The 14400-nt window shown below is 68.2% G+C and carries 17 protein-coding genes; 5 read left to right on the top strand and 12 right to left on the bottom strand.

The window, feature by feature from the left end; genetic code table 11:
• Positions 1–3: 3 nt before the first annotated feature.
• From grxD to map, 6 genes are all read right to left on the bottom strand, one after another.
• Entirely contained in the window at positions 4–363 is a 360-nt protein-coding gene (gene grxD / locus ACW17Y_RS02865; RefSeq protein ID WP_492037279.1) for a Grx4 family monothiol glutaredoxin, read from the bottom strand.
• A gap of 93 nt (positions 364–456) precedes the next feature.
• Positions 457–1362 carry an aldo-keto reductase family protein gene (locus ACW17Y_RS02860; RefSeq protein WP_492037278.1) on the bottom strand — a complete coding sequence of 302 codons (906 nt, stop codon included), beginning with the start codon at positions 1360–1362 and terminating at the stop codon, positions 457–459.
• A 6-nt stretch (positions 1363–1368) separates the two neighbouring features.
• Positions 1369–1611, bottom strand: coding sequence for a BolA family protein (locus tag ACW17Y_RS02855; protein ID WP_492037277.1), 243 nt, complete (start codon positions 1609–1611; stop codon positions 1369–1371).
• A gap of 53 nt (positions 1612–1664) precedes the next feature.
• Positions 1665–2189 carry a GNAT family N-acetyltransferase gene (locus ACW17Y_RS02850; RefSeq protein WP_492037276.1) on the bottom strand — a complete coding sequence of 175 codons (525 nt, stop codon included), beginning with the start codon at positions 2187–2189 and terminating at the stop codon, positions 1665–1667.
• A 52-nt stretch (positions 2190–2241) separates the two neighbouring features.
• Entirely contained in the window at positions 2242–3003 is a 762-nt protein-coding gene (gene radC / locus ACW17Y_RS02845; RefSeq protein ID WP_492037275.1) for a RadC family protein, read from the bottom strand.
• A gap of 32 nt (positions 3004–3035) precedes the next feature.
• The gene (gene map / locus ACW17Y_RS02840) at positions 3036–3854 is read right to left on the bottom strand and encodes a type I methionyl aminopeptidase (RefSeq protein WP_492037274.1); all 819 of its coding nucleotides are present in this window, start codon (positions 3852–3854) and stop codon (positions 3036–3038) included.
• A gap of 134 nt (positions 3855–3988) precedes the next feature.
• On the opposite strand from map, the gene ACW17Y_RS02835 reads away from it, so the two are divergent.
• Positions 3989–4744, top strand: coding sequence for a competence/damage-inducible protein A (locus ACW17Y_RS02835; protein ID WP_492037273.1), 756 nt, complete (start codon positions 3989–3991; stop codon positions 4742–4744).
• Between the two features lie 50 nt (positions 4745–4794).
• Here the strand turns inward: ACW17Y_RS02835 and ACW17Y_RS02830 are convergent, their stop codons facing one another.
• Positions 4795–6324, bottom strand: a complete 1530-nt coding sequence (locus ACW17Y_RS02830; RefSeq protein ID WP_492037272.1) for a DEAD/DEAH box helicase — start codon at positions 6322–6324, stop codon at positions 4795–4797.
• 318 nt (positions 6325–6642) lie between these two features.
• Entirely contained in the window at positions 6643–7167 is a 525-nt protein-coding gene (locus ACW17Y_RS02825; RefSeq protein ID WP_492037271.1) for a glutathione S-transferase family protein, read from the bottom strand.
• Between the two features lie 285 nt (positions 7168–7452).
• On the opposite strand from ACW17Y_RS02825, the gene ACW17Y_RS02820 reads away from it, so the two are divergent.
• Genes ACW17Y_RS02820 through ACW17Y_RS02805 form a run of 4 tightly spaced genes read left to right on the top strand, consistent with a single transcriptional unit; the run spans position 7453 to position 11269 of the window.
• Positions 7453–8007 (top strand): 3D domain-containing protein, encoded by a 555-nt coding sequence (locus tag ACW17Y_RS02820; RefSeq protein ID WP_492037270.1) that lies wholly within the window; start codon positions 7453–7455, stop codon positions 8005–8007.
• Between the two features lie 26 nt (positions 8008–8033).
• Positions 8034–9185, top strand: coding sequence for an AraC family transcriptional regulator (locus tag ACW17Y_RS02815; protein ID WP_492037269.1), 1152 nt, complete (start codon positions 8034–8036; stop codon positions 9183–9185).
• Between the two features lie 40 nt (positions 9186–9225).
• The gene (locus ACW17Y_RS02810) at positions 9226–10695 is read left to right on the top strand and encodes a S41 family peptidase (RefSeq protein WP_492037268.1); all 1470 of its coding nucleotides are present in this window, start codon (positions 9226–9228) and stop codon (positions 10693–10695) included.
• Positions 10696–10708: 13 nt separating this feature from the next.
• On the top strand, positions 10709–11269 hold the full coding sequence (locus ACW17Y_RS02805) for a hypothetical protein (protein ID WP_492037267.1): 561 nt from the start codon (positions 10709–10711) through the stop codon (positions 11267–11269).
• Here the strand turns inward: ACW17Y_RS02805 and ACW17Y_RS02800 are convergent.
• From ACW17Y_RS02800 to ACW17Y_RS02785, 4 genes are all read right to left on the bottom strand, one after another.
• Complete coding sequence (locus ACW17Y_RS02800) at positions 11266–11790, bottom strand: hypothetical protein (RefSeq protein ID WP_492037266.1); 525 nt, start codon at positions 11788–11790, stop codon at positions 11266–11268. The two genes, ACW17Y_RS02805 and ACW17Y_RS02800, sit on opposite strands and share 4 nt — an antisense overlap.
• A gap of 82 nt (positions 11791–11872) precedes the next feature.
• Positions 11873–12193, bottom strand: a complete 321-nt coding sequence (locus ACW17Y_RS02795; protein WP_492037265.1) for an Mpo1-like protein — start codon at positions 12191–12193, stop codon at positions 11873–11875.
• Between the two features lie 51 nt (positions 12194–12244).
• Complete coding sequence (locus ACW17Y_RS02790; RefSeq protein WP_492037264.1) at positions 12245–13054, bottom strand: undecaprenyl-diphosphate phosphatase; 810 nt, start codon at positions 13052–13054, stop codon at positions 12245–12247.
• Between the two features lie 24 nt (positions 13055–13078).
• Positions 13079–14272 (bottom strand): citrate/2-methylcitrate synthase, encoded by a 1194-nt coding sequence (locus ACW17Y_RS02785; RefSeq protein ID WP_492037263.1) that lies wholly within the window; start codon positions 14270–14272, stop codon positions 13079–13081.
• Between the last annotated feature and the right edge of the window lie 128 nt (positions 14273–14400).

Below are 14400 nucleotides of genomic sequence, written 5' to 3'. Positions count from 1 at the left end.
GACCTATGCCTCGCCGAGGGGCACGCCTTTTTCGACCATCAGGGCGGTCAGTTCGCCGGCCTGGAACATTTCGCGCACGATGTCCGAGCCGCCGACGAACTCGCCCTTCACATAGAGCTGCGGGATGGTCGGCCAGTCGGTGAAGCTCTTGATGCCGTCGCGCAGGCCGTCGTCCTGCAATACGTCGACGCCGACGAAGGGCGCGCCGACGTGGTCGAGGATCTGGACGGCCAGCGAGGAGAAGCCGCAGCGCGGGCTGTCGGGCGTGCCCTTCATGAACAGGACCACGTCATGCTGCCCCACCGTCTGGGCGATGAAGGCGTGGACCGGATCGGCGGCGGTATCGAGAGCTTGGTCGGACACGGGGAGACGCCTTTCGTTGCAGGCGTCAGCTAGGGACGGCGGGGGCGCCGGTCAAGGGACGCGACCCTCAAGCCTGCGTGTCCGGGCAGAGACTTAAGCCGCGACCCGGGCCATTTCGATCTGGGCGGCGAGGCCCGGCGGCATGTCGCGCTCGGGCACGCTGGAGAGGGCATTGAGCCGCTCGGCGTCGCGCGCCGTGATCAGGACGCTCGAAATCGCCGGATCGGTCATGGCGTGGGCGAGACAGATTTCCTCGGCCGTCCAGTAGGGCGTGCGGTGCAGGAAGGCGAAGGTGCCCGCGTGAGCCAGCGGGGCATTCTTCGGTTTCGAACCGCCGAAGCCGAACAGACCCTTCTTCGGCTGATGGACGGTCGCGGCCTTCTTCTCGGTGTCGAGTTCGGACGGGAAATAGTCATAGGCCAGGATGGCCATGTCCTGGTCGCGCGCGGCGCGGACCCGCGAGCGGATCTTCCAGTCGACGTTGACGTGGAACGGTGTGCCGAGAACGTCGAACGCGCCGGTCGAGACATAGGCGTCCATCACGTCGCCGGTGCCGGAAACGCCGAGATAGCGGACGCGCTCGGTTGCGCGCAGGGCCTTGAGGGCGTTCAGCGAGCTCTGGGGCAGTTCATCCTCGCCGGGTTCCTCCAGCAGGGCGACGTCGATCCAGCCGAGGCCGGAGACATGCAGGCAGCGGTCGATGGCGCCCGTCATCCCCTCGGCGGAGAAGTCGCGCTGCGAACCCCGACGGCCGTCGCCTGCGCCCAGTTCGAGGCTGACGTTCAGCAGCTTGCGGTCAACACTGGCCAGGGCCTGACCGACCACCTCGGCGAGAACCGGATCCGCGGTCTCCAGCCGGTAGGAGTTGATGCCCGCCTCCAGGGCCGAGAAGATCAGGTCGTTGGCGGCGTTGATGCCGCGCGACAGGCTGTCGACGCCGAGATTGAGCGTCAGGGTCGAGATGGCGGCGCCGGAGACGCCGAAGGGGCGATAGCGCATGGCGGATCAGCCTGTCGTGGAGGGAGCGGAGGTTTCGAGTGCGAGGGCGTGCAGTGCGCCGCCCATGTGGCCCTTGAGCGCGGCATAGACGAGCTGGTGCTGTTTCACGCGCGGCAGACCGGCGAAGGCGGTCGAGACGATGCGCGCCTTGTAGTGGTCGCCGTCGCCCGCGAGGTCATCGATCGCGATCTCGGCGCCGGGAAACGCCTCGGTCAGATAGGCATGCAGGGTTTCGACGGGCATCGGCATGGGGCGCAGAATGGCCCGTAAACCTTAATGCTGCGCTACGGGCCGAAAGACAGTCATGCCGGGGCCACGGCGGGACGTTCGAACAGGATCACCGGGACCGTCTTGTAGGTCGTGCGCGCATACTCCCGGAAGCCCGTCCGCGCCGCCAGCATGAGGGAGGGCGTATTGCTCGGGTCGATCATGCAAACCGTGCGCTGCGCCCTCAGCACGGTGTCGCACCAGCCCAGTGCGGCCTTCAGCGCCTCGAACGCCAGTCCCTCTCCGTGAAAACGCGGCGCGATGCCCCAGCCCATTTCGGGCGCATCGAATGCAGGCTCCAGCACCCGTTTGAAATCGAGCGCACCCACGCTGCCGACATAGTCGCCGGTCTCGGCGAGCCTGACCGTCCAGTTGCCGTAGCCGCGGACCGACCACTGGCCCACGTCGCGCAACAGCCTCATCCAGACCTCTTCGAAGTTCCGGCCGCCCGGCGCGATGAACCGGGTGAAGGCCTCATCACTCCACAGGGCGACGAGGTCGTCGTAGTCGTCCGGCGAAGTGGGCGTCAGGGTCAGGCGGGCAGTGGTCAGACTGGTCATCACGGCATCCTAGCCTCAAACGCAGTCGTCGCGCCAAGCCGGGTCCTCCTGACTACATCAGCCCCAGTTGCTTGAAGCTGGTCACGCCCTCGCGGCCGACGATCAGGTGGTCGTGGACCTCGAGGCTGAGGGACTGGGCGGCCCGGATGATCTGTTGGGTCATGTCGATGTCGGCGCGGCTCGGCGTCGGGTCGCCCGACGGGTGGTTGTGGACCAGGATCATGGCGGCGGCGCTGACCTCCAGACCCCGACGCACGACCTCGCGCGGATAGACCGGGGCATGGTCGACGGTGCCGCGATTCTGGATTTCGTCGAGGATGAGCTGGTTCTTCTTGTCGAGATAGAGGACGCGGAACTGTTCGCGCGGCTCGTGCTGCAGGGCCACCCGGACATAGGCCAGCAGGGCCGTCCAGGAGGAGATGACGGGGCGTTTGACCGCCGGCTCCCGGGCCACCCGCCGGGCGACCTCGTGCAGGGCGGCGAGGTCGAGCGCGGTCTCCATGCCGACACCCTTTACGCGGCCCCGGGTGTCTTCGGTCCGGACGGTCATCAGGTCCTCGACCGACGCGGCCAGAACGGCGGCGAACGAACCGAACCGCGACAGCAGGGCCTTGGCGATCGGCTTCACGTCGCCCTGCGGCTGGCTGCGGAACAGGAACAGCTCGAGCAGTTCGTAGTCGGGCAGATGATGCAGGCCGGCGGTGCGCGCACGGTCTCGCAGCCGTTCGCGGTGGCCCGCGTGATGGGGGACGACCCTGGCGGCGGCCGTCGTCGGTTGATCGTCCTGATCGGCCACGCCGCCCCCTGCAGACATGGGGTCAGGCTAGCGGGTGTCGGGCAGGGTTTCTAGTTCGGGTTGAACAGGCCGGCCGGGCTGGCGGTGAAGATCTCGACGCCGTCCTCCGTGACACCAACTGTGTGCTCGCACTGGGCGGAGAGGGACTTGTCACGGGTCACGGCGGTCCAGCCGTCGCTGAGCACCTTCACGTGCGGCTTGCCCAAGTTCACCATCGGCTCGATCGTGAAGAACATGCCGGGCTTCAGGACCGCGCCCTCGCCCTTGCGGCCATAGTGCAGGACATTGGGGCTGTCGTGGAACAGACGGCCGATTCCGTGGCCGCAGAAGTCGCGCACGACGCTCATCCGGTTCGCCTCGACGTGACGCTGGATGACGAAGCCGATGTCGCCGAACGTATTGCCGGGCTTCACCTGCTCCAGCCCGAGGGCCAGGGATTCATAGGTGACGTCGACCAGCTTCTTCACACGGGCGTTGACGGTGCCGACCGAATACATGCGGCTGGAATCACCGTGCCACCCGTCGACGATGACGGTGTGGTCGATGTTGACGATGTCGCCGTCCTTCAGCACCCGGTCGCCGGGGATGCCGTGGCACACCACGTGATTGATCGAGGTGCAGACCGTCTTCATGTAGCCCTTGTAGCCGAGGCAGGCCGGCAGGCCGCCGCGGTCCAGGGTGAACTGGCGAATGCGGTCGTCGATCTCCTGCGTCGTCACGCCGGGCACGACGAAGGGGGTGATCATGTCGAGCGCCTCGGCGACCAGACGGCCGGCGACCCGCATGCCCTCGAAATCCTCGGGCTCGTAAAGGCGGATGGCGCTGGTCCGTGTCCAGGTCTCGGCGTCCAGCTCAGGCGTTTCGTACATTCGGCGGTCTCAAGGTCGCGCTGTGCAGCGCCTTCGGGGCTCAGATGGGCAGTGTAGCACGGTTCCTCAAGGCTTTTCAGCGGCAGCGACAGCCAGGCCCTTGTGGCCCGGCCACGGCGGCGTAGGTGTGGCGCATGACCCACGCATCTCCGACCGCCGCCGTACTCATCATCGGCGATGAAATCCTGTCCGGGCGGACGGCCGACACCAATCTGAACACCATCGCTCGCTTCCTCGCCGCGCTGGGCGTCGACCTGATGGAAGCGCGGACGGTCGGCGATCGACCGGGCCAGATCGTCGAGGCGCTGAACGCGTTGAGGGCCGGGCACGACTATGTGTTCACCACCGGCGGGATCGGCCCGACGCATGACGACATCACGGCCGACTGCGTAGCGGAGGCGTTCGGCGTCGGGATCGCCGAGCGGGCGGAGGCTCTGGTGATCCTTGAGCGGCGCTACGGCGATGAGTTGAATGAGGCGCGACGGCGGATGGCGCGGATTCCCGACGGCGGCCTCCTGATCTCCAATCCCGTGACGGACGCGCCGGGGTTTCAGATGGGCAATGTCTTCGTCATGGCGGGGGTGCCCAGGATCATGACCGCGATGCTCGAAGACGTGGCGCCGAGGTTGCGCACCGGGGCGGTGGTGCATGCGCGGACACTGAGGGTCATCGGGGTCGGCGAAGGCGCGATCGCGGCGCCCCTGGCCGAGGCTGCGAAGGCGGAGCGCGATCTGTCGTTCGGCAGCTACCCGTTCGGCGCCGGGTCGGACGGCGAGATCGGCACGAACCTGGTGGTGCGTGGCCGGGATGCGGCCAGGGTCGAGGCGGCGGTCGCGGCCCTCGCCGAGGTGCTGGCCGCTGCGGGCGTCGTGACCGCGCTCCAGACATGAAAACGGCGGGCCCCTCGCGGGGCCCGCCGTCGTCTGTTCATTTCAGAGCCTCAGCCCTTGGCCGCGTAGCCCTTGCCGCCGTTCGACGGGCGACGGCCGCGCGGTCGACGACGGATCTCGCCGTCGGGCTTGGCCTCGGCCTGCGGGCGGTTGGCGATCGCGGCCGAACGGGCGCGGTCGGCCGCCAGCGGGTCGAACGGCTGGGTCGAGGCCAGCGGCCGATCTCCCCGATCGGCGTGGTTGGTCCGGTCGCCCTGGCCGCCACGGGGAGCGCCCTTGCCGCGAACGCGGTGCGGCTGGCCGCCGTGCTCCTTCTTCACGCCGTCGCGACGCGGGTTGCGCGGGCCGTTGCGCTCGCCGCGCGGACGGTCCTCGCGGTCGGGCATCGTCGCCTTGGTGCCGACGCCGGCGGCCATGATCGACTGGTCCAGCAGACCCAGCGACTTGTCGTTGCGACGGTCGGTGGCAGGGATCTTCTGGCGGGTGACCTTCTCGATGTCCTTGAGCAGCTTCATCTCGTCGCCGGCGACGAAGCTGATGGCCGAGCCGTCGGCGCCCGCGCGGGCCGTCCGGCCGATGCGGTGCACATAGGCTTCCGGCACGAAGGGCAGTTCAAAGTTCACGACGTGCGAGACGCCGTCGACGTCGATGCCGCGCGCGGCGATGTCGGTGGCGACCAGGACGCGCAGCTTGCCGGCCTTGAAGGCGGCCAGGGTGCGCTCACGCTGGGGCTGGGACTTGTTGCCGTGGATCGCGCCGGCCTGGACGCCGCCGGCTTCCAGATAGGCCGCGACCTTGTCGGCGCCATGCTTGGTCTTGGTGAAGACCAGGCAGCGGGTGAAGTTGTCGTCGGCGAACATCTCGGTCAGCAGGGCGCGTTTGCGGCCTTGCTCGACGTGGATGACCGACTGGTTGATGCGCTCGACGGTGGTCGACTGCGGCGTGACCTGGACCTTGACGGGCTCTTTCAGAAGCTCGCCGGCCAGTTTCCCGATTTCGGTCGGCATGGTGGCCGAGAAGAACAGGTTCTGGCGCTTGGCCGGGATGCGCGAGACGATCTGGCGGATCGGCTTGACGAAACCGAGGTCCAGCATCTGGTCGGCCTCGTCGAGGACGAAGATCTCGGTCGAGGACAGGTCCAGGGTCTTCTGCTGCATGTGATCGAGCAGACGGCCGGGGGTGGCGACCAGGACGTCGAGGCCGGCCTGGATGGCGCGTTCCTGCGGGCCGTATTTCACGCCGCCGAAGACGACCGCGACCTTGAAGCCGAGGTGACGGCCATAGGCCTTGAAGCTGTCGGCGATCTGGCTGGCCAGTTCGCGCGTCGGCGACAGGATCAGGCAGCGCGTGGTGCGCGGCAGGGGGGCGACGCGGTTCTCGGCCAGGCGATGCAGGATCGGCAGGGCGAAGGCCGCGGTCTTGCCGGTGCCGGTCTGGGCGATGCCCAGCAGGTCCTTGCCGAGCATGACCGAGGGAATGGCCTGGGCCTGGATCGGCGTGGGGATGGTGTAGCCCTCGGTGGTGAGGGCCTGCAGCAGGGCCTTGTTGAGGCCGAAGGATTCAAAGGTAATGTTGCTCATGGAGCTGAGTTCTTTCGCGTATGCGGCGACGCGCATCAGCCATGGCTCAACGCCGATAAGGCCGCGCACCGCCAGTCCCGACGGAGCACCAGAGTGGCGCTCGCGGGGTGGATCGGGCGCCGCCCCGCGTGTCCGGGCAGCGAATGAATCTTGAGGGTCCGGCGGCTGCTACAGTCAGGTCTTCGCTTGGGAGGAAGACCCACACGCGCTGGAGACGCCGGGGATCGCAATTGTGCGACGCAGCGCAAATGGGCGCACAGTGCGGCGAAGTCAAGGCGGAGGCCCTGGAAGCGTCCTTCTCCCCTTGCGGGAGAAGGATCATTTGATGCCGAACGCCGTTTCAGTTCGCCAAATCCAGCCCTGCACGTTCGGATAGGTTCCCAGATCAAACCCGCCTTCATCCGCGACGCGCGTGTAGGCGACCAGGGCCAGGTCGGCGAGGGTCGCCCCCTGCCCGCCGGCCAGCCAGTCTGCATCAGCCAGCCCCGCCTCCATCCGCGCCAGCGCCGCATGCCCCCGCTCGATCAGGCGCGGCTCGACCTCGTCCGCCGACTTGCCGGCATAGACGCGCTGGAACCGGGCCACGGCGACATAGGGTTCGTGGCTGTATTGCTCCCAGAACAACCACTCCATCATCTTCGCCCGCTCCCAGGCGTCGGCGGGGATCCAGTCCGTCCCCTCGCCCAGATGCAGGATGATCGCATTCGACTGGGCCAGGGCCCGGCCGTCCTCCAGCACCAGGGTCGGGACCTGACCGAACGGATTCAACAGGAGAAATTCCGGCGTCCGGCTTTGGCCCGACATGATATCAACCTCGACCCATTGATAATCACGCCCGAGCATGTCGAGCATCCACTTGACCTTCAAGCAGTTGCCCGAGCGAATATCTCCATGAACAGTAAGCATCGCGCCCCAGCAAAGGATTTCTGATCCGTCTATACTGCTATCGCGATTTGAAGCGTTGCCCAACCCCGGTTCCGCTTATCTCAGGCAACGGTTGACTGATCCATCCACACATGGGGACGAACGGTCGCAGCAGGACCGTTGGACACATTCTCGCCACAGGCCGCAACGACACAGCCCCCGCCGGTACAGCTCTCGGGACCGGCGTCACTATGAGTACGATCTGTGTTCGACACCCTCGCGGCGTTCGCCATGCTTTGGGCTGCAGCCTTCTCGGCTGGAGATCCGGTACCCTACGAGACGGTCGTCGCGGCCGATCCCGTGGTAGCGGTAAGCCCTGAAGTCGCGGACGGTTCCAGCGAGGATGCAACCGATCTGACCCCCGAACAGGCCGCCCTGATGGCCGAAGAACCCGACTGGAACGCGCGCGCCAGCCTCTATCATGCAGGCGGCGGCGGAGCGACGGGCAACGATTCCCTGGGCTGCCGTCCGATCCCGATGCGCACCCTGGCCACCGACCCGCGCGTCATCCCCCGCCGTACCAGGCTCTTCATCCGCGAGACGGTCGGGATGCGCCTGGCCGACGGCACGATCCACGACGGCTACTGGTATGCCTCGGACACCGGCGGCGCGATCCGCGGCCAGCGCGTCGACCTCTACACCGGCAACGGCCGCGGCTCGATGCAGCCGGTCATGCGGTTCAACCAGCAGCGCCTGACCATCACCAACGCCGGCCGATTCGACGGCTGCCCGCCCGCCTGGAATACCGCCTCGAACTAACGGTCGACGCAGACTAGTCTGGCCTCGTGGACGGGGTTGAACTGTATATCGGCTGGCGCGTCGCGCTTCTGGGTCTGGCCAGCGTCCAGCTTCTGACGCTCGCCGTCGCCGTAGGCCGACAGGACGCGAACCGGACGGCGAACCGCGTGCTCGCCGCCGTCCTCGTCGTCCTGACCGGCGTCATCACACCCTATTCGATCGGTTTCGCGGGCGCCTATGACGCCTGGCGCTGGCTGACCTTCGCGCCGTTCGCCCTGACCCTCGCCCTGCCGCCGCTCCTGTTCGGATACACCCACGCCCTGGTGCGAGGCCGCCTGCCTGACCGGTTCGGGCTGCACCTCGTCCCCGTCGCGCTGCAACTCGCCTACTTCCTGGTGTGTTTCGCCCTGCCCCTCGACGCCAAATGGGACTGGTACACCGGCGGCCACGCGCGCTTCGTCAATCCGCTGTTCGAGGTCGCGCTGCTGGCTTCGTTGAGCGTCTACGCCGCCCTGTCCCTGCGCCGTCTGAGCGACTACCGCCGCGATCTGGCAGAGGCCCGAAGCGACGACGACCGGTTCGCCGCCGCCTGGCTCAGCCGGGTGATCGTCGCGCTCGTCGGTGTCCTGGCCATCTACGCCGCCTTCACCGTCTGGGACTGGATCAGCGGCGGTATCGACTATTTCCAGGAGACCGGCCTCTATCTCTCCCTGGCCGGGATCGGCCTCTATCTGGGCGTCGAGGGCTGGCGACACGCCACCCTGCGCTTCCCCGTCCCTGCCCCGGCGCCCGCCGCCGACGCCACGGCGGGACCCGACTGGCCCGCCGTCGCCGCCGACTTCGACGCCCGGGTGCGAGAAGCCGGCTGGGCGCGCGAGCCCGACCTCAGCCTGGCCGTGCTCGCCCGTCGCCTGGCCACCAATACCGGCCGTCTGTCGCGCACGATCAACCAGGGTCTGGGCGTGAACTTCTCCGCCTGGATCAACGGCCTGCGCGCCGAGGCCGTAGCGGCCGCCCTCGATTCGGGGTCCGGCGAAGATCTTCTCACACTCGCCTTCGACGCCGGGTTCAGCTCCAAGGCCAGCTTCAACCGCGCCTTCCATGCCCGCTACGGCGTCGCCCCTTCCCGCTATCGCCGCCGCGTCTCAGATCATGATTTTCCTGCATCCGGCGTGGAACTGAGGCGCGCCCGGGGCTGAGGAGGGGCAGGGTGGCGTCGAAACCCGGAGCCGCCCGCCCATGACCCTTCTCTCCCGTCGTCGCCTGCTGCAGATCACCGGCGGCCTCGCCCTGTCCGCCGCCGCGCCCGCCCGCGCCTGCGAGGCGATCGGCGATGACTGGTCCTCAGACGTAGGCATCCTGCTTCAGGCTTGGGAGACGATGCATCCCGGCCTCTATCGCTATTCCACCCCCGCCGGGATCACGGAACGGCTGGACCGGCTCGCGACAGAGTGGGCGGCGCCGGGATCGTTCAGGTATCGCTTCAAGGCCCTGACGCGGGTCACGGCCTCGATCCGCTGCGGTCACACCTATCCCAACCCCTACAATGCCGGCGATGCAGTGGTGGCCGGGCTGTATCCAGACCGGTCGCTGGTGCCCTTCCGCTTCGTCTGGATCGATGGACGGATGGTCGTCACCCGCGACGACACCGCCGGGTCGCTGCTGCCGCGCGGCAGCCGGATCACGGCCATCGACGGGGTGGCCACCTCGGAGATTCTCGCCCGGCTTCTGCCCCTGGCCCGCGCCGACGGATCGAGCGACGCCAAGCGCGTCAGCCTCATGGCGGTAGAGGGCGACGATCGCTACGAGACCTTCGACATCCACCTGCCGCTGGTCCTGCCAATCCGCGACGTCGCCGCCTTCACCCTGTCGGACGGCGAGGTCATTCGCGCCGGTCTGCTGACCCTGGCCGAGCGCAGGGCCGGCGCCGCGGGAGCGCTCCAGCCAGACCGTGACGCCAATCCCTGGACGTTGGCAAAGGGCGCTGACGGCGTCGTCCGCCTGACCATGCCCGGATGGGCGCTCTACAACTCCGCCTTCGCCTGGGAGACCTGGCTGGGCGGGGTCATGGACGACCTGACCGGCGACGGCGTGCGCGGCCTGATTGTCGATCTGCGCGGCAACGAGGGCGGCGAGGACTGCGGCAACGTCATCCTCAGCCGCCTGATCGACCGCGACCTGCCCCTTTCGCGGAGTCGGCGGTTCGTCCGTTATCGCCACGCGCCCGAAGATCTCCGTCCCCATCTCGACACCTGGGACCGGTCCTTCCTCGACTGGGGCGATCAGGCGATCGGGCCCGACGAGCGCGGCCTCTATCGCCTGACCCGCTACGACGACGGCTCCGAGACGACGATGATCCAGCCAAAAGGCCGCCGGTTCGCGGGCCCGGTCGTGGTGCTGTGCGACGCGTCGAACTCGTCCGCGACCTTCCAGTTCGCCCAGGCGGTCAAGGACAACGGGCTGGCCACGCTGCTGGGTTCGACCACCGGCGGCAATCGTCGCGGCATAAACGGCGGCGCCTTCGTCTTCCTGCGCCTGCCGACCTCGGGGATGGAGGTCGACCTGCCGCTGATCGCCAGCTTCCCGGAAACGGCCCAGCCCGACGCCGCGATCGATCCGGACGTGTTCGTACCGACCACCGCCGAAGACATCGTCGCGGGCCGCGACTCCCAGATGGCGGCCGCGACCGCCCTCATCCTCAACGCCTGATCCGGAGACCACCATGATCCGTCGACTGTTGCTGACCGCATTCGCCCTGACCCTCCTCCTGCCTGTCGTGGCCGAGGCGCAGGACGCCCCCTCCGCGACCGGTTTGCGCCTCGGCCTGACGGGTCAATGGAGCGGCGCCCTCGGCTATCGCGACTACCAGACCGACCAGCTGTTCGAGATTCCCGTCGTGACCGCGATCAGGACCCCCGGCGACGGCGCCACCCTGATCCGGCAAAGCCTGTTCGATGACGGTCCCGACAAGCCGGTCTGGATCACGACGGTCAGCCTCGACGATCCTGCCGCCGGGACCTCGACCTCGGCCAGTTTCCGGGCCGGCAGGCCCGCCGAGCTTTCGACGGAGACAGTCGAGGTTTCGGCCTTCACGGACGCTACCCACTGGACCCTGACCTATCGCCAGACGGGCGAGGACGACGACGCGCCGGCGGACATCCGGATCACCGGGACGCGCGACGGCGACTCTCTCCTGGAGGTCAAGGAGGTTCGCCCGGTCGGCGCGGGCGATGAAGCCTGGCGCTTCCGCAACCAGACCCGCCTGACCCGCGTGGGCGACTAGGCGACGGTCGCCGGCTCCGGGCCGAGCAGCCGGCGCAGGATCGGCCAGATGTTCGAGAGGGCCGAGATGAAGCCCACGATGCTGGCCACACCCTGGAACAGGGCCCAGACGCTGCCGAAGACCGCGCCCGACCGCACCAGTTCCTCAAGCGGGAACAGCAGTTCGCTGACCCCGATCTGGAAGGCGGCGTAGACCTGCGAATACTCGATCGACCGGTCGGCGAAGAAGGCGATGACCACCGCCGCCGCCATCGGCGCCCACATCAGCGGCAGAACGAGCAGCAGAGCGAGTGCGGCGACAGCCAGCTTGGTCCCCAGGGTCTCTTTCGAGATCAGGCTGGCGATCAGGCCGACGCCCAGCGCCAGAACCGTCGCCGCCAGCATGACGGGCAGGACGATGTCGGCGACCAGGATCAGGTCGTCGAACAGCCATCCGATCAGGATCGCCGCCCCCGTCGCCAGGAAGGCCGAGACCCAGGCCGCGCCATAGTGCCCCAGTCGTCTCTTGATATGTCCGATCATCGCGATCCGTCCCGACGCCCCCGCCGGAACCATGCGCTCGCTCGCCGCGCGAGTCGATTGACGGAACAGTGATCGTTCGTCGTCAGAATTTCCGCTTGCCGCTGACGGTCTCGAAGAACATCCGCCAGTCGCCCATCAGGCTCCACAGCGGGTATTTGAACGTGGCGGGCCGGTTCTTCTCGAAGAAGAAATGCCCGACCCAGGCGAAGCCGTAGCCGATCAGCGGCATGGCCGCGAACCACCACGCGTTCACGAACAATCCCAGCAGCGCGGCCACGATGACCAGCCCCGATCCGACGATGTGGATGCGCCGGCAGACCTGATTGGAATGCTCGTGGATGTAGTACGGATAGAAGGCTTCGAAGGAGGCGAAGCGTTCGCCGTCAGCGGGCTGGGTGCTCATGGCCTCAGCTTGCGCCCGACGAACGCGGGCTGACAAGCCTCAGCCCCGGGATCAGGCGATGACGCCCGAATACAGCAGGCCCAGTCCGATCACGCCCACCACGATCCGCCACCAGGCGAAGGGGGTGAAGCCGTGCTTCGCCACGAAATCCAGCATGGTCCGGACCACGAACAGGCCGCTGATGAAGGACACCACGAAGCCGATGGCGATCAGGGTGACCGTGTCCCCGACGAGGAAGTCCCGGCTCTCCCAGAAGTCCAGAGCGAAGGCCCCGACCATGGTCGGGATGGCGAGAAAGAAGGAGAACTCCGCCGCCGCCCGCTTGTCGACGCCGAGCAGCAGCCCGCCCACGATGGTGGCGCCCGAGCGGGACACGCCCGGGATGATCGACAGGCACTGGAACAGGCCGACGCCGAACGCCGTCTTCAGCGAGAAGCTCATGGCGTCATGCTCCTTCGGCTGCGGCGCCCAGCGCTCGAGCGCGATCAGGGCGAAGCCGCCGACGATCAGGCTGACGCAGACGATGGTCGGATTGAACAGCACGGCCTTGATGAAGTCGTGGGCCAGCAGGCCGATCAGCGCGGACGGGAAGAAGGCCAGCAGGACCGAATACGCGAACCGGCGCGCCGCCGGATCCTTGCCCGGCAGGCCGATCAGCACCTTCCATAGCCGGGCGAAATACAGGGCGACGACCGCCAGGATGGCGCCCAGCTGGATCATGACGATGAAGGTGTCCCACGGCTCGTTGGGCAGGCCCAGCAGGCTCTTGGTCAGCAACAGATGGCCCGTGGACGAGACCGGAATGAACTCCGTCAGCCCCTCGACCAGCCCCAGGATGATCGCCGCGATCCAGTCCGCCATGGTGTCCCCGTTCAGAATGCCGGGTCAGTCACTCGCCGGTCTCGGACCCACATAGCGCAGCCGCGCCCGGATAGGCGAGCCGTCGATGATCTGATCCAGCGCATGGGCCATCAATCCGGTCAGCCGGCCGATCAGCAGCACGTCCGACGCGCCGTCGCGCGGCAGGTCCAGACGGCGCGCCATAACCGCCAGAGCCCCGGCGAACCCGGTCCTCTGGCCGCTCGCGGCCTCCGCTTCGCGGATCACCGCCGTCAGGTCGTTGGGCAGGTCCGCCAGCGCCAGCAGGGCCTCGACGCGCGGATCGCCGTGCGGGAAGCTTTCGCTGCCGAAGCCCGGAATGGCCCCCTCGTCCGCCATCCGCCGCTGGGCCGCGCCCGCCGGATCACGTCGCGCCTCGGCGACATAGGCGATGGCCCGCGTCAGGGTCCGCCCCCTCGGCGACCCGGCCGCCGTGGCCAGCCCCGCGAAGGCCGCTCCCGCCGGGGACGCCCCGCCAGAAGCCGCCGCCCGCGTCGCCAGCACCGCGGGGTCAAGATCGAGGTCGGCCGCCAGCACCAGGGCGCGTCTCAGGTGCACGCTGTCGCGTTCCAGCATCTTCCAGCCGCGTGCGAGCCGCTGGTGGAAGAACAGCCGGGGTCCGGGCCCCGCCACCGCATCGATGACCTCGTTCATCGCCACGGCCGCGTCGACCATCAGCGCCTCGGGTGACCGGCCGATCGAGGACGGCTCCTCCTCGGCCCGTCGGGCGAGGGCCGCAAACAGGCGCGCGCGGTGCGACGCGCCCCCGGCGCTGTCGACACGCACGCCCAGACCGGCGAACGGGTTCGTCTCCCCGGCGCCCCACAGTAGCCGGGCGGTCTCTTCCAGCGTCGCATTCTGGGCCCACTGCGCCACGTCCCGCCCGCGATAGTAGAGCCGCCCGTCCGAGATCAGGCTGACCTTCGACTGGATCAGGGCCTCGCCCTTCACCGCCGGCGGCTCGAACGGCACGACCACGCCGGACGCCTCGCCCGAACTCGCGCCCTTCAGCCGCGCCACGTCGGCGGCGGCGTACAGGCTGCGGCGGGGATCTGTGGGGTCTGGCCGGGCGGTGATCCGTCCCCGGCTGACATAGGCGTACAGGGTCTGGGTCTTGACCCCGAGCAGCGACAGGACCTCGGCGCGGGGGATCCATCGATCCGCCGTCTCCCCGTCCCGCTCGCTAACGCCTGGCGTCATTGCTGCAAGTCCCCGTCCCGTCAGGGTTAATCCGCGCGCACCATGGGGCGCTTTCATGACCGCAAGCCTAACAACGGTTCCTGATGCGTCCTCCATTGGCAACTCACGGGCGATCAGCGAAAAGGGCG

This window comes from Brevundimonas sp. AVps7, assembly GCF_058681545.1.
Note: the sequence above shows the minus strand (reverse complement) of the source record. Positions and strands in the feature narration are given on the sequence as shown.

Excerpts from the sequence above, each read along its gene's own strand:
- ACW17Y_RS02805 (WP_492037267.1), top strand. The coding sequence starts at position 10,709 with ATGATCCGTCGACTGTTGCTGACCGCATTCGCCCTGACCCTCCTCCTG.
- ACW17Y_RS02860 (WP_492037278.1), bottom strand. The coding sequence starts at position 1,362 with ATGCGCTATCGCCCCTTCGGCGTCTCCGGCGCCGCCATCTCGACCCTG.
- ACW17Y_RS02795 (WP_492037265.1), bottom strand. The coding sequence starts at position 12,193 with ATGAGCACCCAGCCCGCTGACGGCGAACGCTTCGCCTCCTTCGAAGCC.
- ACW17Y_RS02855 (WP_492037277.1), bottom strand. The coding sequence starts at position 1,611 with ATGCCGATGCCCGTCGAAACCCTGCATGCCTATCTGACCGAGGCGTTT.
- ACW17Y_RS02835 (WP_492037273.1), top strand. The coding sequence starts at position 3,989 with ATGACCCACGCATCTCCGACCGCCGCCGTACTCATCATCGGCGATGAA.
- ACW17Y_RS02850 (WP_492037276.1), bottom strand. The coding sequence starts at position 2,189 with ATGACCAGTCTGACCACTGCCCGCCTGACCCTGACGCCCACTTCGCCG.
- ACW17Y_RS02830 (WP_492037272.1), bottom strand. The coding sequence starts at position 6,324 with ATGAGCAACATTACCTTTGAATCCTTCGGCCTCAACAAGGCCCTGCTG.
- ACW17Y_RS02800 (WP_492037266.1), bottom strand. The coding sequence starts at position 11,790 with ATGATCGGACATATCAAGAGACGACTGGGGCACTATGGCGCGGCCTGG.
- ACW17Y_RS02785 (WP_492037263.1), bottom strand. The coding sequence starts at position 14,272 with ATGACGCCAGGCGTTAGCGAGCGGGACGGGGAGACGGCGGATCGATGG.
- ACW17Y_RS02825 (WP_492037271.1), bottom strand. The coding sequence starts at position 7,167 with ATGCTCGGGCGTGATTATCAATGGGTCGAGGTTGATATCATGTCGGGC.
- ACW17Y_RS02810 (WP_492037268.1), top strand. The coding sequence starts at position 9,226 with ATGACCCTTCTCTCCCGTCGTCGCCTGCTGCAGATCACCGGCGGCCTC.
- ACW17Y_RS02790 (WP_492037264.1), bottom strand. The coding sequence starts at position 13,054 with ATGGCGGACTGGATCGCGGCGATCATCCTGGGGCTGGTCGAGGGGCTG.
- map (WP_492037274.1), bottom strand. The coding sequence starts at position 3,854 with ATGTACGAAACGCCTGAGCTGGACGCCGAGACCTGGACACGGACCAGC.
- radC (WP_492037275.1), bottom strand. The coding sequence starts at position 3,003 with ATGTCTGCAGGGGGCGGCGTGGCCGATCAGGACGATCAACCGACGACG.